The following is an 18854-nucleotide window of genomic DNA, read 5'->3' on the forward strand; positions in this document are numbered from 1 at the left end:
CCGTGGTCAGTCCAGCTGGAGTCGGTCCGTCAGGCCCGCCTCCGCGAAGGCCGCCACCACGTGCTCTCGGGTCTCGGTGAAGTGGGCCCAGCTGTCGCAGTGGGCCGGGATCACGCGGCGGGCGGCGAGGAGGCGGGCCGCGGTGGCCGCTCCCCGGCCGTCGAGGACGAGGAGCGCGTCGTCGAGGACCCGCAGCCGCGGTGCGCCGGCGAAGAGGACGGCGGTGTCGACGGGGCCGTACCGGTCGGCGATCTCCTGGACCAGCTCCAGGGACGCGTTGTCGCCGCTGACGTAGACGCCGGGCAGGTCGGCGGAGGTCAGCAGGAAGCCGGTGACCTCGCCGACCAGTGGCTCGGAGCCCTCGGGGCCGTGCAGGGCCGGCGCGGCGGTCACGGTGACCGTGCCGCCGTCGGGGCGGTCCAGGTCGACGGACTGCCAGGGGGTGAGCGGCTCGGTGGCGCCGCCGAGGCGCTTCGCCGCCGCGGGGGTGGTGAGGGTGCGCGGGGTGGCCGCGAGCAGGGCCCGGCCGGAGTGGTCGAGGTTGTCGGCGTGCTGGTCGTGCGAGAGCAGGACGACGTCCACGGGTCCCAGTTCGGCGGCGCTCGTGCGCGGCGGGGCCGTCTTGGTCAGGGTGCGGCCGCTGGGCGACGGGTAGTCGCCGGGGTCGTCGAAGGTGGGGTCGGTGAGGAAGCGCAGCCCGCCGTACTCGATGAGGACGGTCGGCCCGCCGAGGACACGGACCGGTATGCGCTCCCCGTCGACGGCGGCGGCAGGGGCGGGGGCGGGGGACGCGGCGGAGGGTGTTGCGGGCATGTCTACTCACCTCACGGACAGAAGGAGTTCATCCGTGAGAGACAGTAGATGCTTCTCACGGATGAAGGCAAGACGTACCATGAGACGCGTGACAGAGAGCGTGCGCGCGACCGGCCGCCCCGCCCCGTACCCGCCGGCGCCGGGTGCGGAGCAGTACCCCGCCCTGGACCTCGCCAACAGCGCCGTCGCCCTGCCCGGAGGCCACCGCATCGACCTCCTCGGCACGCCCGCCGCGGCCCAGGAGTGGCTCGTGCACCACGGCCTCGCCCCCGCCGACGCCGACCTGCGCGAGAGCTGTGCGACCCGGCTGCGCGCGCTGCGGGCACAGATCCGCGCCCTGCTCGCCGCCCGGGTCGAGGACCGGCCCGCCCCCGCCGACGCCCTGGCCGAGGTCAACGACGCGCTCACCCGCGTCCCCGCCGCCGCACTGCTGCACTGGTCCGCCGACCGCGGCCTGCACCGGGCGGCGGCCCACCCGACCACCCAGATCGTCGAGCACGCCCTTGCCGCACTCGCCGCCGACGCCGCCGACCTGCTCACCGGCCCCGACGCCGACCGCCTGACCGCGTGCGGCTCCGCTCCCTGCAACCGCTACCTGCTCCGCCACGGCCGCCGCCACTGGTGCTCCACCCGCTGCGGCGACCGCGCCCGCGCGGCCCGCGCCTACGCCCGCCGCACAGGACGGCCCGAGGAGGACTGACCCTCAGGGAGGACTGACCCTAGGGAGGCGGTCCGGGACAAGCCCCCGCAATCCACTCCGGTTCCGCAGCGCCCTGAAGGGGCGCGGGGCCGTATCGATGTGCGGCTACCGCCGCGCGGGCGCGACCGGCCACGACGGTGCCGCAGGCGAACGACGGCACATCCCGGCAATCCCAGCGGAGCGCTTAACAGTACGGCGCCTGCCGGGTGAGCGACGTGGCCACCCGCATCCACACCCCGAACTGCCTCCGCCGGCCTAGCGCCGCCGCCGTCGCATGGGCGAGCCCGATCTCACCCACCGGCCGCCCGTCCAGCCACATGTCCTCGATCTCGTGGCCCATAAAACTGTGACTGAGGACACCCGGGGTGCCGGCCCGGGAGTGGTGGCCGACGCACAGCACGGCGTCGTACTCCCTGGTCAGGCCCTCCAGCATGCCCATGCGCTCGGGCTTGCCCCGTACCAGCCGGACGGCCGGGTGCAGCGCCTCGGGCAGTAGATTGCGCATCGGGCCGTGCGCGTCGTTGACGAGGATGTCGGCGGCGCCGGCCGTCAGGGCGCCACGCACGGCCGCGTTCACGTCCTCGGCCATCATGGAACGGCCGCGCTCGCAGTCCCGGCCGCCCGGCTGGACGTCGTCGGCGTCCACGAGCCCGGTGACGCCTTCCATATCGACGCTGATGTAGACACGCACGCCTCGACCCTATCGGACCCTACGTATTGTAGGTTCCCAACCGCCAGCGGCCGCAGGGCTGTTCCATCGTCCGTTCACCGGGGGATCCATGCAGGACATGAATACGGAGGCCGGTGCGGAGGTCCGCCTGCGCAGTCTCGCGCCGACGCTGGCCCTGCTGGTCGGCAGCCTCCTCGTCGCCGCCGTCGGCGTGTACGAGCTGTGCGGTTTCGGGCTGCACAGCCTCGACCGGCGCCCGCACCTGTTCAGCGACGGCCTCGCGACCGGCGGGGTGATCGTCGCCGCGGTCGCGGCCGGTGCGGCGGTCGGCAATCTGGCCTGGCATCTGGTGGCGGCCCGGCGCGACAGGGAAAGGGGCAGGTAAGAGGCGTACTCAAGGGAGGGGCCGGGTAAGAGCGAATGCCGGTACGCTCCGAGTACACAGGCGCTTTACCCTACAAACTGTAGGGTAACTGTGCCCCCGCCCCTCTGCACCCAAGGTGACCAGGCACCATGCCCGCTGAAGCGTCCACCCTGACCGACGCGAAGATCCCCCGCCAGCGCGGTACGCGCCCCGCGTTCCGGATGCCCGAACCCAGCCCGCGGCTGCGGGCGGGCGCAGCCTCGGCCACCGTGTGGTACCTGCGGCTGATCGCCGTCTTCAACATCATCGCGGTGACGTCGCTGCCGTTCCGCAAAGAGGTGCAGGAACACAACGACGGCAAGCTGTTCACCGCCCGCCATGTGCATGCGCACACGCACCACGCCGGCCAGTTCTTCACCCCGTACCTGGCCACCGCGGGCCTGGCCTCGGCCGCGGCGGCGATCTTCCTGGCGCTGGTGATGCGCCGCGGGAAGCGGGCCGCGTGGGTGGTGAACATGCTGCTCGCCGGCCCCCTCTTCCTGCTCTACGTCCTCGCCCTCACCCAGCACCCGTTCCGCGGCCACGTCTTCAACTGGGTCTCCACCGCCCTCACCGGCCTCTTCTTGGCCGCGCTGGTGATCGGCCGCCGGGAGTTCAACGCTGTCGGCGACCCCTCCAACCCGCGGCTCGCCCTCGCCGTGGGCACCGGCGGGCTGCTGCTGACCGGCGGCCTCGGCACGCTGCTCGTGCACGCCACCAACAAGCTGACGGGCGCCACCCTGTTCGACGAGCTCGCCTACAGTCTGCTGCGCGGCATCAGCGTCGGCCCCCTCGCCGACCGGGTCGACTCCGTGCACGCGCCCCGCTGGGTCGACATCATCCTCAACATCCTGCTCGCCGCGGCCTTCTGCCTGGTCCTGTACGCCTGCTTCCGCTCTCCGCGCGGCCGCAAGCTGCTCACCGACGAGGACGAGGAGAAGCTGCGCGCGCTGCTCGCCAAGCACGGCTCCCGTGACTCCCTCGGCTACTTCGCGCTGCGCCGCGACAAGGCCGTCATCTTCTCCCCCACCGGCAAGGCGGCCGTCACCTACCGCGTCGTCGGCGCCGTCTCCCTCGCCTCCGGCGACCCGATCGGCGACCCCGAGGCCTGGCCCGGCGCCATCGAGGCCTGGCTCACCGAGGCCCGCCGGCACGCCTGGACCCCGGCCGTCATGGGCGCCAGCGAGGAGGCCGGCACGATCTACGCCCGCCACGGCCTGGACGCCCTCGAACTCGGCGACGAGGCGATCGTGGACATCGCCGACTTCACCCTCGAAGGCCGCGCGATGCGCGTGGTCCGCCAGGCCCACAACCGGGTCAAGCGGGCCGGCTACACCGTCCGCGTCCGCCGCCACGAGGACATCCCCGCCGAGGAGATGGCCGTCCTCGTCCAGCGCGCCGACGACTGGCGCGACGGCGCCACCGAACGCGGCTTCTCCATGGCCCTCGGCCGCCTCGGCGACCCGGTGGACGGCCGCTGCGTGATGCTGGAGTGCCGCGACGCGAACGACGAACCCCGCGCCCTGCTCAGCTTCGTGCCCTGGGGCGAGCACGGCCTCTCCCTGGACCTGATGCGCCGCGACCGCGACTGCGAGAACGGCCTGATGGAATACATGGTGGTCGAACTCCTGCTGAACGCGAAGGAGTTGGGCATCAAGCGGGTGTCGTTGAACTTCGCGATGTTCCGCTCGGTCTTCGAGCGCGGTGCCCGCCTGGGCGCGGGTCCCGTCCTGCGGCTGTGGCGCTCCACGCTCACCTTCTTCTCCCGCTGGTGGCAGATCGAGTCCCTCTACCGGGCCAACGCCAAGTACCGGCCCGTCTGGGAACCCCGCTTCCTCCTCTTCGCCAAGTCCAGCGACATCCCCCGCATCGGCCTGGCCAGCGCCCGCGCGGAGGGTTTCCTGGAGCTGCCGGGCATAGGCGGCCGCCGGTCGTAGGAGGGTGCGAGGAGAGCGCCGTAGGGCAGTCCCGGGCTACGGCGCTAGCCGCCCACCGTGAAGCCGATGACCGTTCCGCCGCCCTCCCGCCGAAAGGCGAAGGGCGCGCCCCCGTGCGCCATGGCGACCTCCCGCACGATGGACAGCCCCAGCCCGGACCCCGGCAGGGACCTGGCGTCGGCGGCCCGGTAGAAGCGGTCGAAGATCCGGATCAGGTCGCCCTCGGCGATACCGGGCCCCCGGTCCAGCACCTCCACCCGCACAGTGCCCGGCCGCGCCGGCCCGGTGATGGCGACCTCGATCGGGCCCTTCCCGCCCCGGTCGAACTTGGCCGCGTTCTCCACCAGGTTGGACATGGCCCGCTGCAGCATCCCGGGCCGCCCGTCGGTCGTCGTGTCACCGCTCGTCCGCAGCACGATCTCGCGCCCGGTACGGCGCTTGGCGACCGCCACGACCTCCTCGGCGATGTCGGCGAGGTCCACCCGCTGCGGCGGCTCGGTGTCGGACTGCCCCGCGGCGAGGTCGACCAGCTCATTGACCAGATCGGTCAGTTCCCGAGCCTCCTGGCCGAGGTCGGCGACCAGTTCGTCCCGCGTCGCCGGCGGCAGTTCGTCGATGCGCCGGAGCAGGGAGATGTTCGTCCGCAGGGACGTCAGCGGGGTGCGCAGCTCGTGCCCCGCGTCCTGGACCAGGCGCCGCTGGTCCTCCTCGGACTGCGCGAGCCGGCCCAGCATCCGGTCGAAGGCGCGGCCGAGCCGCCCCACCTCGTCCAGCCCGGCCACCGGCACCTCGATGCCCAGCCGGCGGGTGCGGGCCACGTCCTCGGCGGCGGAGGTCAGGATCACCAGGCGCCGGGTGATCCGCCGGGCCAGCCACCACCCGAAGAGCCCGGCCGCCACCACGACCGCCGCCATCAGGATCAGTGTCCGCTGCTGCAGCGTACGCAGCAGGTCCTCGGTGTCGCTGAACTCCTGCGCGACCTGCACCGCGCCCCGCCCGTCACCGAGCGAGACGGTGGCGATGCGGTACACGTCCGAGTCCACCGGCACGTCCTTGTGCTGGACCACCTTCCCCGCCGTCGTCGCGAGCGCCATGGCCTTGTCGCGGGAGGTCACGGGCAGGCTCGGGTTGCCATGGTCCACGATCTGGCCCTGCGCGCCCAGCACCTGCACATCGGTGCGGGCGGGCCGGACCAGGTCGTGCCCGGGGCGGGAGGAGGAGAAGTCCTCCGGGACCATCTCGTGCTGCCGCACCTCGTCCCGGACGTCCTGCACGACCTGCGAGAACACCGACTGCTGGTCGACGCGGACCAGCCGCGCCGCGCTGCCGTACGACAGGATGCCGACGAGGATCGTGACGGCGGCGGTGACGGCCGCGAAGGAGACGGCGAAGGTGGTGCGCAGGGAGACCAGCTTGGGCCGGCCCGGGGCGAGCAGCCGCCGCAGCCGGCCCACCTAGTCCTCCCGCAGCACGTAACCCACGCCTCTCACGGTGTGGATCAGCTGCGGCGCGCCGGGCTCGTCCAGCTTGCGGCGCAGGTAGCCGACGTACACGGCGAGGTTCTTCGAGCCGGGACCGAAGTCGTAGCCCCAGATCCGGTCGTAGATCGTGGAGTGGTCGAGGACGATGCCCGCGTTGCGCACGAGCAGCTCCAGCAGCTCGAACTCGGTGCGGGTCAGCTCCAGTTCGCGCTTGCCGCGCCAGGCCCGGCGGGCCTGCAGGTCCATCCGGATGCCGGCGGCCTCGACCTGCCGGTCGGAGATCTGCACGTCCCGGCCGCCGCTCTCGGTACCGGTCCCGCCGCTGCCGGAGGGCACCGGGCTGGTGCGGCGCAGCAGCGCCCGCAGCCGTGCGAAGACCTCCTCGACGTCGAACGGCTTGACCACGTAGTCGTCGGCTCCGGCGTCCAGACCCGCGATCCGGTCGGCGGTCTCCACCAGGGCGGTGAGCATGAGGATCGGGGTGCGGTCGCCCTCGGCGCGCAGCACCCGGCAGACCTGCAGGCCGTCGATGCCGGGCATCATCACGTCGAGCAGGAGGACGTCCGGCGGCGTCTTGTGGGCCTGCGCCAGCGCTTCCACACCGTCGGCGACCGCCGTGACCTCGTACCCCTCCAGCGTCAGGGCACGCTCCAGGGCATGACGGATGGCACGGTCGTCTTCGGCGAGCAGCACAGTCTGGGGCACCCTCCCAGTCTGCCAAGGCCGCCGCCCGTTCGGTCGGGACGAGCGGACCTACGATCACCCTTTTTACCGCCCTCTCACCGTCACACGGGCAACCGGAAGCAGGCGCCTACCGTCCTCTCACCTTGCCTCGCCCGACAGCGGAGCCCCCAGGCCGGAATCAGGGAACGAGCACCAGCCGCCCCCGCACCCCGCCCTCACCCAGCCGCGCATGCGCCTTCGCCGCCTCCTGAAGGGCGTACACCTCCGCCACCCGCAGCGTCAGCACCCCGTCGTCCACCAGCCGGACCAGCTCCGCCAACTGCGCCCCGTCGGCCCGCACCCAGACGTTCTCCCTGCGCACCCCACGCTCCGCCTCCGGCAGCACCCCGTCCCGCACCGCGACGAACGCACCGCCGTCCCGCACCCACTCCAGCGCGGGCGCCCCGAGCACGGCGGCGTCCAGCACCGCGTCCACCGCGCCCCGCTCGACCCCGTCGGCCGTGAAGCGTGCGGCACCCAGGGAGCGCACCAGCTCCTCGTCACCGGCCCGGGCATGCCCGACGACCTCGATCCCCCGGTGCGCGGCCAGCTGCACCGCGAACCCGCCGACCGCCCCCGCCGCGCCCGTCACCAGCAGCTTCCCGCCCGGCGCCAGATCCAGCAGCTCCAGGGCCTGCAGCGCGGTCAGCCCGTTCAGCGGCAGGGTGCCCGCGTGCACCGCGTCCGCCGAGGCGGGCGCCGCGGCCACCGCACCCGCGTCCACGACGACGTACTCGGCGTGCGCGCCCAGCGGATCGGCCACCCCCGGCACCAGCGCGACCACCGCGTCACCGACGTTCCAGGCGGCGGGCGCACCCACCGCGTCCACCGTGCCCGCCACGTCCCAGCCGAGGCCTATCGTCTTGCCGGCCCCGCCGAAGAAACCCGCACGGGAGGCCGCGTCCACCGGGTTCAGCGCACCCGCGGCCACCTTGATCCGCACCTGCCGCGTCCCTGGCACCGGTACCGGCACCTCCGCGATCTCCACGGCCTCCGGGCCGCCGAACGTCCGCACCACAGCAGCACGCATGTCAACTCTCCTCAAGAGAAAGGCATTTGATGGCTTCCGCGGCACTGTCCGGCCGCACACCAACCGTAGGAGAGCTACTATCCATTGGTAAGTAGTTACCCGAGAGTGCGTAGCTGACCCCGAGGTGAGAGCCCATGGCGACCACGACCGCCGCCCAGCGGCGCGAACAGGCCCGCGCCGACTACGACGCCTTCCTGCGCGAATGCCCCACCAACCAGCTCCTCGGCCGGCTCAGCGACAAGTGGGGCAGCCTCGTCGTCGCCGCCCTGGCCGCCGGCCCCCAGCGCTACAGCGACATCGGCCGCAGGATCGCGGGCGTCAGCCCCAAGATGCTCACCCAGACCCTGCGCACCCTCGAACGGGACGGCATCATCACCCGCACGGTCACCCCGTCCGTCCCGGTCCGCGTCGACTACGCACTCACCCCGCTCGGCGCCAGCCTCGCCGGCCTGCTGACCGCCGTGAAGGAGTGGGCGGAGACCCACTTCGAGGAGGTACGAGCGGCCCGCGAGCGCTACGACACCGAGAACCCGGCGTAGGACATCCGGCGGCGTCGGGGAACGGCCGGCCTCAGAACGCGTACGCGTCCCCGGTGTTCAGCACCAGCACCTTCAGCCGGTCGTTGGCCCGGTTCCGGTCCACCGCGCCGCCGCCCCACGCCGTGTCGGTCTCCAGCGTGACCTCCGACGGCCGCCCCTTCAGCCGCACCGGCACCGTCAGCTCCGCACCCGCCCCGTGCACGGCCGGCGCGCCCGTCCCGCACACCACCGTCCGCGCGTCCTCCCGGGCACACCGGGCGGGGAGCCGCTGCGGCTCGGCCGACTCCACCGACCAGCGCAGCCGCACGGTCGCGCCGGTCACCGCGGCGGGCCCGTTGTCGCGCGGGGTCAGCTTCACCACCGCCCTGTCGCCCGCCAGCACCGCGGTCCCGTGAAAGGCCAGGTCGGCCTCGGGCGCGGGAGCCGGAGCGGCCGGCGCGACCCCCGGCAGCACGACCGCGCCGGCACAGGCCCCCGCGACACCCCAGATCCACATCCGCACGCCGCTCACCACTCCACGCTCGCGATCCGACTGCCGTACGGATGTATGCCACACGGCCCGGCCACCAGGCGCCGTCCCTCAGGTGACACAGGGCCCCGGAGGGCCCGGCGCGCCCCGTGCCAAGCTGCTGCCATGTCGATCCTCCGCTCCGCCGCCCTGTTCGTCGTCGCCGCCGTCTTCGAGATCGGCGGCGCCTGGCTGATCTGGCAGGGCGTGCGCGAGCACCGGGGCTGGCTGTGGATGACCGGCGGCGTTCTCGCCCTCGGCGCGTACGGCTTCGTCGCGACCTTCCAGCCCGACGCCCACTTCGGCCGCATCCTGGCCGCGTACGGCGGGATCTTCGTGGCCGGCTCGCTGCTGTGGGGCGCGATCGCCGACGGCTACCGACCCGACCGCTGGGACGTGACCGGGGCGCTGATCTGCCTCGCCGGGATGGCCGTGATCATGTGGGCGCCGAGGAACGGCGGCTGAGCCTCACTTACGCTGGACGGAGCACGCCACCGGACCCCTCGACCGACCACAGGAGCAGCCCATGGCCCCGGCCCCCGCGTCCCGCATCGCCGTAGTCACCGGTGCGAGCAGCGGCATCGGCGCCGCCACGGCCCGGCGGCTCGCGGAGGCCGGCTACCGCGTCGTCCTCACCGCCCGCCGCAAGGACCGTATCGAGGCGCTGGCGGAGGAGCTGACCAAGGCGGGCCACTCGGCGACGGCGTACCCGCTGGACGTGACGGACCGCGCGGCGGTGGACGAGTTCGCGACGGCGTTCCAGACGATCGGCGTGCTCGTGAACAACGCGGGCGGCGCCCTCGGCGCGGACCCGGTGGCCACCGGGGACCCGGCCGCCTGGCGCTCGATGTACGAGACGAACGTCATCGGCACCCTGAACCTCACCCAGGCCCTGCTGCCGAAGCTGGTGGCAAGCGGCGACGGCGTGATCGTCGTCGTGTCCTCCACCGCCGGGCACGGCACCTACGAGGGCGGCGCGGGCTATGTGGCCGCCAAGCACGGTGCGCACGTCCTCGCCGAGACCCTCCGCCTGGAGATCGTCGGCCAGCCGGTCCGGGTGATCGAGATCGCCCCCGGCATGGTGAAGACGGAAGAATTCGCCCTGACCCGCTTCGACGGAGACGCCGACAGGGCGGCCAAGGTCTACGAGGGCGTGCCCGACCCCCTCACGGCGGACGACGTCGCGGAGACGATCACCTGGACGGTCACCCGCCCCAGCCACGTCAACGTGGACCTCCTGGTCCTCCGCCCCCGCGCCCAGGCCTCCAACACCAAGGTCCACAGGGAGCCGTGATGCCCGACACCCCCGACCCCGCCGACTCCCCGGAAAAACGCCGCCTGGCCCAGGAGACCAGGGACCAGCGCAAAGTCTGGTACTTCCTGGGCTACTTCCTCTTCGGCATCCACATCGTGGCGTTCGTGATGATCTACGCGGTACTGCACGGGAAATGACCCATGGTCAGCCCAAGATGAACGAGGCCCCCGGCACCGACCGGGGGCCTCCCACATCAGCCCTTCACGCAGACGACCTGCTTCAGCTTCGCCACCACCTCAACGAGATCGCGCTGCTGCTCCATCACTTGGTCGATGTTCTTGTAGGCACCCGGAATCTCGTCCAGCACGCCGGAATCCTTACGGCACTCCACGCCCCGGGTCTGTTCTTCCAGATCCTTGGTCGTGAAGTGACGCTTCGCCGCGTTACGGCTCATTCGCCGACCCGCCCCATGCGAAGCCGAGTTGAAGGCCTTCTCGTTCCCGAGCCCCTTCACGATGTACGAGCTGGTGCCCATCGAACCAGGGATGATCCCGAAGTCACCGGATCCGGCCCTGATCGCCCCCTTGCGGGTGACGAGCAGGTCCATGCCCTCATACCGCTCCTCGGCCACGTAGTTGTGGTGGCAGGAGATCTCCGGCTCGAAGGTCGGCTTGGCCTTCTTGAACTCCTTGCGGATCACGTCCTTCAGGAGCGCCATCATCAGCGTGCGGTTGTGTTTGGCGTACTCCTGCGCCCAGAACAGGTCGTTGCGGTAGGCCGCCATCTGCGGGGTGTCCGCGACGAAGACCGCCAAGTCGCGATCGACCAGGCCCTGGTTGTGCGGGAGCTTCTGGGCCACCCCTATGTGGTGCTCGGCGAGTTCCTTGCCGATGTTCCGGGAACCGGAGTGAAGCAGGAGCCACACCGAATCCAGCAAATCAACACAAATCTCGACATAGTGGTTCCCGGCTCCGAGCGTCCCCATCTGCAGAGTCGCCCGCTCCCGCCGGAACTTCACAGCATCGGCGACCTGGTCGAACCGCCCCCAAAAGTCATCCCACCCCGCCGTGGCCAGCCCATGGAAGTCCCCCGGCTCCACGGGGTCCTCATGCATCCCCCGCCCCACCGGAATCGCCTGCTCGATCTTCGACCGCAGCCGCGACAGATCGCCCGGAAGGTCGTTCGCCGTCAGGGACGTCTTCACCGCCGACATCCCGCAGCCGATGTCCACGCCGACCGCCGCCGGGCAGACCGCACCCCGCATGGCGATGACGGAGCCGACCGTCGCGCCCTTGCCGTAGTGCACGTCCGGCATCACGGCCAGGCCCTTGATCCACGGCAGGGTCGCCACGTTCTGGAGCTGGCGCAGGGCCACGTCCTCGACCGTCGCCGGGTCCGTCCACATCCGGATCGGGACCTTCGCGCCCGGCATCTCCACGTACGACATAACTTCCTCATTCCCCCGGAAAGACAACAAAAGGCTTAGTAGCAGCAAAACAGAAAAAGGCGCCAAGGTCTGCGGAAAGGGACGAGGGACCGGCGGCCACAGCAGTGCGTGCGATACACATTGTCTCCAGGGGGCGCCCCGCTGCGGCAAGCGAATAACCAGCGGGGACACTGGAGCACCAAGCGAGCGCACATCCGAGAGGAGCCCGACCGTGCAGCGGAAGGCATATGTAACCGGCACTGCCGCACTCCTCGGCGCGCTGCTGGCCGGCTGCACGAACGGCTCGGGCAGCGACAGCGCGACGGACAACGCCCATCCGGGCGGCGCCGGTACGACCACGGTGGCCGCCCAGCCCGGCAAGTACCGCACGCTGCCCGAGCCGTGCGGCGCGGTCGGTCACGACACGCTCGGCTCGATGCTGCCCGGGATCAAGCAGATCGCCGACCCCGACCAGCGGAACAAGGCCTACCAGGGCGCTGCCGAGCTGACCTACGACACCGACCGCAAGGTCGGCTGCCGCTGGAAGGTGGACTCCGCCGACGCCACCGACCGTCTCTCGGTCGACTTCGAGCGCGTGGTGTCGTACGACAACACGGTCAGTGACGACGACCAGGCGAAGAAGATCTTCACGGGCAAGGAGACGGCCGCCAACCTCCCCGAGCCGAGCGGCTCCGCCGCGGCGACCGGGTCGCCCGGTCCCCCGTCGACACCTGCGTCCACGTCCTCCTCCGCATCCTCCTCCGCGTCCTCCGCCACGCCTTCCTCCACGCCCTCCTCCTCGCCCAGGTCCACGGCGACCGCCGGCGGCTCCCCCTCCGCCTCGCCCGGCGGCAGCGCCTCCGGCTCGGGGGCTCCCTCCGGCTCCGCCTCCCCCGAGGCCCCCGCGGCCGAACTGCAGCCTCGCGTGCTGACCGATCTCGGTGACGACGCGTATATCGACGATCAGCTCAGTTCGTCCGGTTCGACCGCCCAGCAGCGGACCGTGACTGTGGTGTTCCGCACGTCCAACGTCGTCGTCACCCTCGTGTACGAGGAGCAGCCGATGGCCACCGGATCGGTCCCGGACAGCAAGGAAATGCAGGACAAGGCCCGTGATCTGGCCTCTCAACTGGACGACGCGCTGGGCGGTTGACCGCCCCCGGGGCCGCTCGCCCCGCCGTGTGCAAAGCACCCGAACCGAAACCGCACAGCTCCTTCACCGCGTACCGTGGGCCCCCGCAGGAACCCGCACGACTACCAAGCGTCACGAGTGAAGGAACCATGCAGCGAGCAGCCCAGCGAGACGACCGTGCCCAGCAAGGAAGGCGTGGCAAGCGCCTGAGCCGTGTTCTTGTCTGCGCGGCAGCCGTTCCGGCGGTGCTGATCACCGCAGCCTGTTCGTCGGGCTCGGGGGATTCCAAGGACAAGGGCGGCGACAGCAGTTCCCGGCAGTCCGCGAGCGGCAGCACGGGTTCGTCGGCGAGCGCGTCCCCGTCCGTGCAGGCGGCCGCGTACAAGAAGCTTCCCGACGCGTGCGCGGTGCTGTCGAAGCAGACCCTGTCGGATCTGGTGCCGAACGGTACGTCGGGCAAGAAGGGCAGTTCGGACGATCCGTCGTCGCGTGCCTCGTGCTCCTGGAGCAGCCTGGACAACAACGGTGTCAAGGGTTCGCAGTTCCGCTGGCTGAACGTGTCCCTGCTCCGCTTCGACTCGGACAGCACGCGCGGCTCGGGTGAGGCGCAGGCCCACACGTACTTCGGTCAGCAGGTCAAGGACGCCGGGGCGGTGGACGGCGCGAAGAACTCCAAGGAGATCCCGCTGTCCGGTACGGGCTCGGAGGCCACGGCGGTGCGCTACGACCTGCAGAAGAAGGAAGGTCTGTTCAAGCAGCAGACGGTGGTCGCGCGGGTCGAGAACGTGGTGGTCACGCTCGACTACAACGGCGCCGGTCTCGCGGGCGAGAAGACCCCGGACGCCGACGATCTGACGAAGTCCGCGGAGCAGGCGATCAAGGAGGCGCTCGGGGCGGTGTCGTCCGCCAACGGTGGCTCCTCGTCGGGCGGTTCGTCCACGGGTTCCTCGGCCTCCCCGTCGAAGCCGGCGTCGGCATCTCCTTCCAAGTCGGCCTCTTCCGGCGCTTCTCCGTCCAAGTCGGCCGCGAAGCAGGGGTGACCCCGGGCCGAAGCCCTGACCGGTACCACGCTCGCCTTGTGCGTGTGCCACCCTGTTGCGCGCAACAACAGGCAAGGGGAGGGGAGTACGAGTGGCCGCGCCACCGCAGCTGACTCGGATGCACCGCGTACTCATAGGCGTGGTCGTTTCCGGCGCCTTGATCATCGCCGGTATCGGCTTCGCCGGCTCGTACGCGGCCGTCCGTGAGCTGGCCATCAAGAAGGGCTTCGGGAACTTCTCCTATGTGTTCCCGGTCGGCATCGACGCGGGTATCTGTGTCCTGCTGGCCCTGGACCTGCTGCTGACCTGGATCCGTATCCCCTTCCCGCTGCTGCGCCAGACGGCGTGGCTTCTGACGGCGGCGACGATCGCGTTCAACGGCGCGGCCGCCTGGCCGGACCCGCTGGGTGTCGGCATGCACGCGGTGATCCCGATCCTGTTCGTGGTCGCGGTCGAGGCCGCCCGCCACGCGATCGGCCGGATCGCCGACATCACGGCCGACAAGCACATGGAGGGCGTCCGCCTCACCCGCTGGCTGCTCTCCCCGGTTCCGACGTTCCTCCTGTGGCGCCGGATGAAGCTGTGGGAACTGCGCTCCTACGACCAGGTCATCAGGCTCGAACAGGAACGTCTCGTCTACCAGGCCCGCCTGCGCTCCCGCTACGGCCGCGCCTGGCGCCGCAAGGCCCCGGTGGAGTCCCTGATGCCGCTGCGCCTGGCCCGCTACGGCGTTCCCCTGGCGGAGACGGCCCCGGCGGGTCTTGCGGCGGCGGGCATAGAGCCGACGATCATCCCGGTGGTCGCGGGCGGTCGTGCCGGTGGGGCGGCGCCCGTCCCGCAACAGGCGGCACCTCCCGGCGAGCAGCGCCCGGAACTCCCCGGCCAGAACGCCGGGCACAACGCCAGGCAGAGCGCCGGGCAGAACGCCGTGCAGCCGGAAATCCCGGTGCAGGAACCTCCCGTGGACGACCAGAGCCCGTGGTTCCAGGCCCAGCAGCAGGCCGAGTACCAAGGCGGTTACAACCCCGCCTACGAATCGGCCCCCGAGCCTCAGTACGCCCCCGAGGAGGAGTACGAGGAGTGGTACGAGGAGCAGCTCCCGGAGCAGTTCCAGCAGCCCTCCTCGTCGGAGGAGACCGGCAGCTTCCCCATCCCGGTGGGCCCGAACCGCACCCGTGAACTGGGCGAGGGCGGCGGCACGCCTCCCGTCGAGCCGGGCGAGGAGGAGTTCTACCAGGTCTTCCGCCAGTCGATCGACGGCAGCTACCCGACCGCCGGCCAGCTCCGCGGCGACGTGGAGGCGACGTACGGCATCTCGCTGCCGCAGCGTGAGGCCGAGCGCATGGTCAACCGTTTCACCAACCGCCACACGGCGGAACTGCAGGAAGACCACATCGCGTAAGGGCAACCGCCACGGAGAAAACGGAGAAACGGAGAAGGGGCCCTCGATCCGAGAGCCCCTTCTCCGTTGCCGCTGACTCGCGTCGCTCCTGACTCGCGTCGCCGCTTACTCGCCGAGCAGGCGCCGCACCCGCTCCTGCCCCACCGCGAGCAGCAGCGTGGGCAGTCGCGGCCCGGTGTCGCGCCCGACCAGCAGGTGGTAGAGCAGGGCGAAGAAGGTGCGCTGGGCCGTCTTGATCTCCGGCGGCAGCTCCTTGGGCGTGGCGTCGGCCGAGAACCCGGCCTGCACCTTGGGCACGCCGTAGACGAGGTGGGTCAGCCCGTCCAGGGACCAGTGCTCGGCGAGCCCGTCGAGCAGCAGTCGTACGGACTGCTGGGACGCCTCGTCGAGGGACTTCAGCAGTTCGGCGTCGGGCTCGTCGCGCACGATGGTGCGCTGGTCGGCGGGGACGTGGGTGTTGATCCAGGCCTCGGCCTTGTCGTACCGCGGCCGTGCCTCGTCGAGGGAGGCGAGCGGCTGCTCGGGGTCCAGCTCGGAGAGGATCCGCAGCGCCTGGTCCTCGTGCCCGGCGGTGATGTCGGCGACGGAGGCGAGGGTGCGGTACGGCAGCGGACGCGCCGTCTTCGGCAGCTCACCGGCGGCCGTACCGACGGCGCGGGTGTACGCGGCGACATCCGCCGGCAGCGCGGAGCCGTCGGCGACCTTGCCCGCGAGCTTGTCCCACTCGTCGTAGAGCCGCTGGATCTCCTGGTCGAAGGCGATCTTGAAGGACTGGTTGGGCCTGCGGCGGGCGTAGAGCCAGCGCAGGATCTGCGGCTCCATGATCTTCAGCGCGTCGGCCGGGGTGGGGACTCCGCCACGCGAGGAGGACATCTTCGCCATCCCCGAGATGCCCACGAACGCGTACATGGGCCCGATGGGCTGCTCGCCGCCGAAGATGCCGACGATCTGGCCGCCCACCTGGAAGCTCGACCCGGGCGAGGAGTGGTCGACGCCGCTGGGCTCGAAGACGACGCCCTCGTAGGCCCAGCGCATCGGCCAGTCGACCTTCCAGACCAGCTTGCCGCGGTTGAACTCGCTGAGCCGGACGGTCTCCGTGAAGCCGCAGGCGGTGCAGGTGTACGACAGCTCGGTGGTGTCGTCGTCGTAGGAGGTGACGGTCGTCAGGTCCTTGTCGCACTGGCCGCAGTACGGCTTGTACGGGAAGTACCCGGCGGAGCCGGAGGAGCCGTCGTCCTCGGCAGCCGCGCCCGAGCCCTCCTCGGCCTCCAGCTCGGCCTCGTCGACGGCCTTCTGCTGCTGCTTCTTCGGAGCCTTCTTCGTGCGGTACTGGGCGAGGATCGCGTCGATGTCGGCGCGGTGCTTCATGGCGTGCAGGATCTGCTCGCGGTAGACACCGGAGGTGTACTGCGCGGTCTGGCTGATCCCGTCGAACTCGACGCCCAGCTCGGCGAGCGAGGCGATCATGGCGGCCTTGAAGTGCTCGGCCCAGTTCGCGTACGACGAGCCCTGCGGCGCCGGGACCGAGGTCAGGGGCTTGCCGATGTGCTCGGCCCAGGACTCGTCGACGCCCGCGATGCCGGCCGGGACCTTGCGGTAGCGGTCGAAGTCGTCCCAGGAGATCAGGTGCCGCACCTGGTGCCCGCGGCGGCGGATCTCGTCGGCGACGAGGTGCGGGGTCATGACCTCACGGAGATTGCCCAGGTGAATGGGCCCGGAGGGCGAGAGTCCGGACGCGACGACAACGGGTTTACCGGGGGCCCGGCGCTCCGACTCCTCGATGACCTCATCCGCGAAACGGGAGACCCAGTCGGTGGTCTCGGTGCTCTGAGCCACGATCGGCACGTCCTTCTTCCTGGAACGGGGTGGCACTCCATCTGAATGGGGTGATGCTCCATTCTCACAGACCGGTTCGCGCGCGCGAAAACGGCTTTGCCTTCCGTGGGATACTGGCCGGGTCTATCCATCCCCACGAGGAGAACGGCACCCATCCCTATGGCCTCGGTCACGTCCCTCAGCGATGTCGTCCAGCAGCATCTCGCGTCCGCCCTCTCGGCCACTCTGCCGGAGGCCGCCGGTGCGGACCCGCTGCTGCGACGAAGCGACCGGGCCGACTTCCAGGCCAACGGCATCCTGGCCCTCGCCAAGAAGGCGAAGGCCAATCCGAGGGAGCTGGCGACGCAGGTCGTCTCCCAGGTGGTCACGGGTGACGAGCTGATCAAGGATGTCGAGGTCTCGGGCCCCGGCTTCCTCAACATCACGATCGCGGACCGGGCGATCACCGCGAACCTGGCCGCGCGGTACGCGGACGAGACCGGCCGCCTCGGCGTGCCGACCGCCGCGCACCCGGGCACGACGGTGATCGACTACGCGCAGCCGAACGTGGCGAAGGAGATGCACGTCGGTCATCTGCGCTCCGCGGTGATCGGCGACTCGGTGGTGCAGCTGCTGGAGTTCACCGGTGAGCAGGTGGTCCGGCGCCATCACATCGGCGACTGGGGCACCCAGTTCGGCATGCTGATCCAGTACCTGGAGGAGCACCCGCACGAGCTGGACCACAAGGCGTCCGCGGAGGACGCCGCGGCTTCGGGCGAGGAGGCGATGTCGAACCTCGACCGCCTCTACAAGGCCGCGCGGAAGAAATTCGACGCCGACGAGGAGTTCAAGACCCGGGCCCGGCGCCGTGTCGTCGACCTGCAGGCCGGTGACCCGCAGACCCTCGCGACGTGGCAGAAGTTCGTGGACGAGTCGAAGATCTACTTCTTCTCCGTCTTCGAGAAGCTGGACATGAGGATCCAGGACCCGGACATCGTCGGCGAGTCGGGGTACAACGACATGCTGGCCGAGACCTGCCGCCTCCTGGAGGAGTCGGGTGTCGCGGTCCGCAGCGAGGGCGCGCTCTGTGTCTTCTTCGACGACATCAAGGGCCCGGACGGCAACCCGGTCCCGCTGATCGTGCAGAAGTCGGACGGCGGTTACGGCTACGCGGCGACCGACCTGTCCGCGATCCGCGACCGTGTCTTCAACCTGAAGGCGAACACCCTGCTGTACGTGGTGGACGCCCGGCAGTCCCTGCACTTCCGGATGGTCTTCGAGACGGCGCGCCGGGCGGGCTGGCTGAACGACGACGTCACGGCGGTCCAGCTGGCCTTCGGCACGGTCCTCGGCAAGGACGGCAAGCCGTTCAAGACCCGTGAGGGCGAGACGGTCCGCTTGGTCGACCTGCTGGACGAGGCGATCGACCGCGCGTCGGCGGTCGTCCGTGAGAAGGCCCAGGACCTCTCCGAGGCGGAGATCGCCGAGCGGGGCGCCCAGGTGGGCATCGGCGCGGTGAAGTACGCGGACCTGTCGACGTCGGCGAACCGGGACTACAAGTTCGACCTGGACCAGATGGTGTCCCTGAACGGCGACACGTCCGTCTACCTCCAGTACGCGTACGCCCGTATCCAGTCCATCCTCCGCAAGGCGGGCGAGGTCCGCCCGGTGGCGCATCCGGAGCTGGAACTGGCCGATGCCGAGCGGGCGTTGGGCCTGCACGCCGACGCGTTCGCGGAGACGCTGAAGGAGGCGGCGGCGGAGTACGCCCCGCACAAGCTGGCCGCGTACCTGTACCAGCTCGCGTCCCTCTACACGACGTTCTACGACAAGTGCCCGGTCCTGAAGGCCGAGACGCCGCAGCAGGTCGAGAACCGCCTCTTCCTGTGCGACATCACGGCCCGCACCCTGCACCAGGGCATGGCCCTGCTGGGCATCAGGACGCCGGAGAAGCTCTGACGACCTGCCCCTTCGCGCGCG

At 70.9% G+C, this 18854-nt stretch carries 18 protein-coding genes and 1 pseudogene; 11 read left to right on the forward strand and 8 right to left on the reverse strand.

What is annotated here, in order from left to right:
- Nucleotides 1-6: 6 nt before the first annotated feature.
- A complete protein-coding gene (locus tag AB5L52_RS19145; RefSeq protein ID WP_369365200.1) occupies nucleotides 7-813 on the reverse strand; it encodes an MBL fold metallo-hydrolase in 807 nt (268 codons plus the stop codon).
- Nucleotides 814-892: 79 nt separating this feature from the next.
- On the opposite strand from AB5L52_RS19145, the gene AB5L52_RS19150 reads away from it, so the two are divergent.
- The gene (locus AB5L52_RS19150) at nucleotides 893-1513 is read left to right on the forward strand and encodes an ABATE domain-containing protein (protein WP_369365202.1); all 621 of its coding nucleotides are present in this window, start codon (nucleotides 893-895) and stop codon (nucleotides 1511-1513) included.
- Between the two features lie 253 nt (nucleotides 1514-1766).
- Here the strand turns inward: AB5L52_RS19150 and AB5L52_RS19155 are convergent.
- Nucleotides 1767-2204, reverse strand: a pseudogene (locus AB5L52_RS19155) (M55 family metallopeptidase); the annotation flags it as partial.
- An 88-nt stretch (nucleotides 2205-2292) separates the two neighbouring features.
- Between AB5L52_RS19155 and AB5L52_RS19160 the strand changes: the two are divergent.
- Nucleotides 2293-2568, forward strand: a complete 276-nt coding sequence (locus AB5L52_RS19160; RefSeq protein WP_351026980.1) for a hypothetical protein — start codon at nucleotides 2293-2295, stop codon at nucleotides 2566-2568.
- Nucleotides 2569-2768: 200 nt separating this feature from the next.
- Nucleotides 2769-4523 carry a phosphatidylglycerol lysyltransferase domain-containing protein gene (locus AB5L52_RS19165; RefSeq protein ID WP_351027054.1) on the forward strand — a complete coding sequence of 585 codons (1755 nt, stop codon included), beginning with the start codon at nucleotides 2769-2771 and terminating at the stop codon, nucleotides 4521-4523.
- A 44-nt stretch (nucleotides 4524-4567) separates the two neighbouring features.
- Here AB5L52_RS19165 and AB5L52_RS19170 read toward each other — a convergent pair whose 3' ends face one another.
- The 3 genes from AB5L52_RS19170 to AB5L52_RS19180 form a co-directional block, all read right to left on the reverse strand.
- Nucleotides 4568-5977 (reverse strand): HAMP domain-containing sensor histidine kinase, encoded by a 1410-nt coding sequence (locus tag AB5L52_RS19170; RefSeq protein WP_351026981.1) that lies wholly within the window; start codon nucleotides 5975-5977, stop codon nucleotides 4568-4570.
- Nucleotides 5978-6697 (reverse strand): response regulator transcription factor, encoded by a 720-nt coding sequence (locus AB5L52_RS19175; protein WP_351027055.1) that lies wholly within the window; start codon nucleotides 6695-6697, stop codon nucleotides 5978-5980.
- 169 nt (nucleotides 6698-6866) lie between these two features.
- Nucleotides 6867-7757, reverse strand: coding sequence for an NADP-dependent oxidoreductase (locus tag AB5L52_RS19180; RefSeq protein ID WP_369365204.1), 891 nt, complete (start codon nucleotides 7755-7757; stop codon nucleotides 6867-6869).
- Nucleotides 7758-7891: 134 nt separating this feature from the next.
- Here AB5L52_RS19180 and AB5L52_RS19185 point away from each other — a divergent pair, with 134 nt between their 5' ends.
- Nucleotides 7892-8296 (forward strand): winged helix-turn-helix transcriptional regulator, encoded by a 405-nt coding sequence (locus tag AB5L52_RS19185; RefSeq protein WP_369365206.1) that lies wholly within the window; start codon nucleotides 7892-7894, stop codon nucleotides 8294-8296.
- A 31-nt stretch (nucleotides 8297-8327) separates the two neighbouring features.
- Here AB5L52_RS19185 and AB5L52_RS19190 read toward each other — a convergent pair whose 3' ends face one another.
- Nucleotides 8328-8807: a hypothetical protein gene (locus tag AB5L52_RS19190; protein ID WP_369365208.1), complete on the reverse strand. Its 480-nt coding sequence runs from the start codon at nucleotides 8805-8807 to the stop codon at nucleotides 8328-8330.
- A gap of 123 nt (nucleotides 8808-8930) precedes the next feature.
- Between AB5L52_RS19190 and AB5L52_RS19195 the strand changes: the two genes are divergently transcribed.
- The 3 genes from AB5L52_RS19195 to AB5L52_RS19205 all read left to right on the forward strand — a co-directional run bounded on the left by AB5L52_RS19195 (nucleotide 8931) and on the right by AB5L52_RS19205 (nucleotide 10256).
- Nucleotides 8931-9269, forward strand: coding sequence for a YnfA family protein (locus AB5L52_RS19195; protein ID WP_369365210.1), 339 nt, complete (start codon nucleotides 8931-8933; stop codon nucleotides 9267-9269).
- Nucleotides 9270-9330: 61 nt separating this feature from the next.
- Entirely contained in the window at nucleotides 9331-10098 is a 768-nt protein-coding gene (locus AB5L52_RS19200) for an SDR family NAD(P)-dependent oxidoreductase (RefSeq protein ID WP_369365212.1), read from the forward strand.
- On the forward strand, nucleotides 10098-10256 hold the full coding sequence (locus AB5L52_RS19205) for a hypothetical protein (protein ID WP_369365214.1): 159 nt from the start codon (nucleotides 10098-10100) through the stop codon (nucleotides 10254-10256). The genes AB5L52_RS19200 and AB5L52_RS19205 overlap by 1 nt, the downstream gene beginning before the upstream one ends.
- A 56-nt stretch (nucleotides 10257-10312) precedes the next feature.
- Here the strand turns inward: AB5L52_RS19205 and AB5L52_RS19210 are convergent, their stop codons facing one another.
- Nucleotides 10313-11506, reverse strand: a complete 1194-nt coding sequence (locus tag AB5L52_RS19210) for an RtcB family protein (RefSeq protein ID WP_351027059.1) — start codon at nucleotides 11504-11506, stop codon at nucleotides 10313-10315.
- A 211-nt stretch (nucleotides 11507-11717) separates the two neighbouring features.
- Here AB5L52_RS19210 and AB5L52_RS19215 point away from each other — a divergent pair, with 211 nt between their 5' ends.
- The 3 genes from AB5L52_RS19215 to AB5L52_RS19225 all read left to right on the forward strand — a co-directional run bounded on the left by AB5L52_RS19215 (nucleotide 11718) and on the right by AB5L52_RS19225 (nucleotide 15059).
- A complete protein-coding gene (locus tag AB5L52_RS19215; RefSeq protein WP_369365216.1) occupies nucleotides 11718-12638 on the forward strand; it encodes a DUF3558 domain-containing protein in 921 nt (306 codons plus the stop codon).
- A gap of 224 nt (nucleotides 12639-12862) precedes the next feature.
- Nucleotides 12863-13657: a DUF3558 family protein gene (locus AB5L52_RS19220; protein WP_369365217.1), complete on the forward strand. Its 795-nt coding sequence runs from the start codon at nucleotides 12863-12865 to the stop codon at nucleotides 13655-13657.
- Between the two features lie 118 nt (nucleotides 13658-13775).
- Entirely contained in the window at nucleotides 13776-15059 is a 1284-nt protein-coding gene (locus AB5L52_RS19225; RefSeq protein WP_369365219.1) for a DUF2637 domain-containing protein, read from the forward strand.
- 105 nt (nucleotides 15060-15164) lie between these two features.
- On the opposite strand, the gene lysS is transcribed toward AB5L52_RS19225, so the two are convergent.
- Nucleotides 15165-16904, reverse strand: a complete 1740-nt coding sequence (gene lysS / locus AB5L52_RS19230; protein ID WP_369365221.1) for a lysine--tRNA ligase — start codon at nucleotides 16902-16904, stop codon at nucleotides 15165-15167.
- 150 nt (nucleotides 16905-17054) lie between these two features.
- Between lysS and argS the strand changes: the two genes are divergently transcribed.
- Nucleotides 17055-18833, forward strand: a complete 1779-nt coding sequence (gene argS, locus AB5L52_RS19235) for an arginine--tRNA ligase (protein ID WP_369365223.1) — start codon at nucleotides 17055-17057, stop codon at nucleotides 18831-18833.
- Nucleotides 18834-18854 lie beyond the last annotated feature (21 nt).

This window comes from Streptomyces sp. CG4, assembly GCF_041080655.1.
GTDB lineage: Bacteria > Actinomycetota > Actinomycetes > Streptomycetales > Streptomycetaceae > Streptomyces.

What these genes read in the sequence shown, in the direction of transcription:
- AB5L52_RS19145 (WP_369365200.1), bottom strand. Translation starts at nt 813, where the DNA reads ATGCCCGCAACACCCTCCGCCGCGTCCCCCGCCCCCGCCCCTGCCGCC.
- AB5L52_RS19150 (WP_369365202.1), top strand. Translation starts at nt 893, where the DNA reads ATGAGACGCGTGACAGAGAGCGTGCGCGCGACCGGCCGCCCCGCCCCG.
- AB5L52_RS19160 (WP_351026980.1), top strand. Translation starts at nt 2,293, where the DNA reads ATGCAGGACATGAATACGGAGGCCGGTGCGGAGGTCCGCCTGCGCAGT.
- AB5L52_RS19165 (WP_351027054.1), top strand. Translation starts at nt 2,769, where the DNA reads ATGCCCGAACCCAGCCCGCGGCTGCGGGCGGGCGCAGCCTCGGCCACC.
- AB5L52_RS19180 (WP_369365204.1), bottom strand. Translation starts at nt 7,757, where the DNA reads ATGCGTGCTGCTGTGGTGCGGACGTTCGGCGGCCCGGAGGCCGTGGAG.
- AB5L52_RS19185 (WP_369365206.1), top strand. Translation starts at nt 7,892, where the DNA reads ATGGCGACCACGACCGCCGCCCAGCGGCGCGAACAGGCCCGCGCCGAC.
- AB5L52_RS19195 (WP_369365210.1), top strand. Translation starts at nt 8,931, where the DNA reads ATGTCGATCCTCCGCTCCGCCGCCCTGTTCGTCGTCGCCGCCGTCTTC.
- AB5L52_RS19200 (WP_369365212.1), top strand. Translation starts at nt 9,331, where the DNA reads ATGGCCCCGGCCCCCGCGTCCCGCATCGCCGTAGTCACCGGTGCGAGC.
- AB5L52_RS19205 (WP_369365214.1), top strand. Translation starts at nt 10,098, where the DNA reads ATGCCCGACACCCCCGACCCCGCCGACTCCCCGGAAAAACGCCGCCTG.
- AB5L52_RS19210 (WP_351027059.1), bottom strand. Translation starts at nt 11,506, where the DNA reads ATGTCGTACGTGGAGATGCCGGGCGCGAAGGTCCCGATCCGGATGTGG.
- AB5L52_RS19225 (WP_369365219.1), top strand. Translation starts at nt 13,776, where the DNA reads ATGCACCGCGTACTCATAGGCGTGGTCGTTTCCGGCGCCTTGATCATC.
- argS (WP_369365223.1), top strand. Translation starts at nt 17,055, where the DNA reads ATGGCCTCGGTCACGTCCCTCAGCGATGTCGTCCAGCAGCATCTCGCG.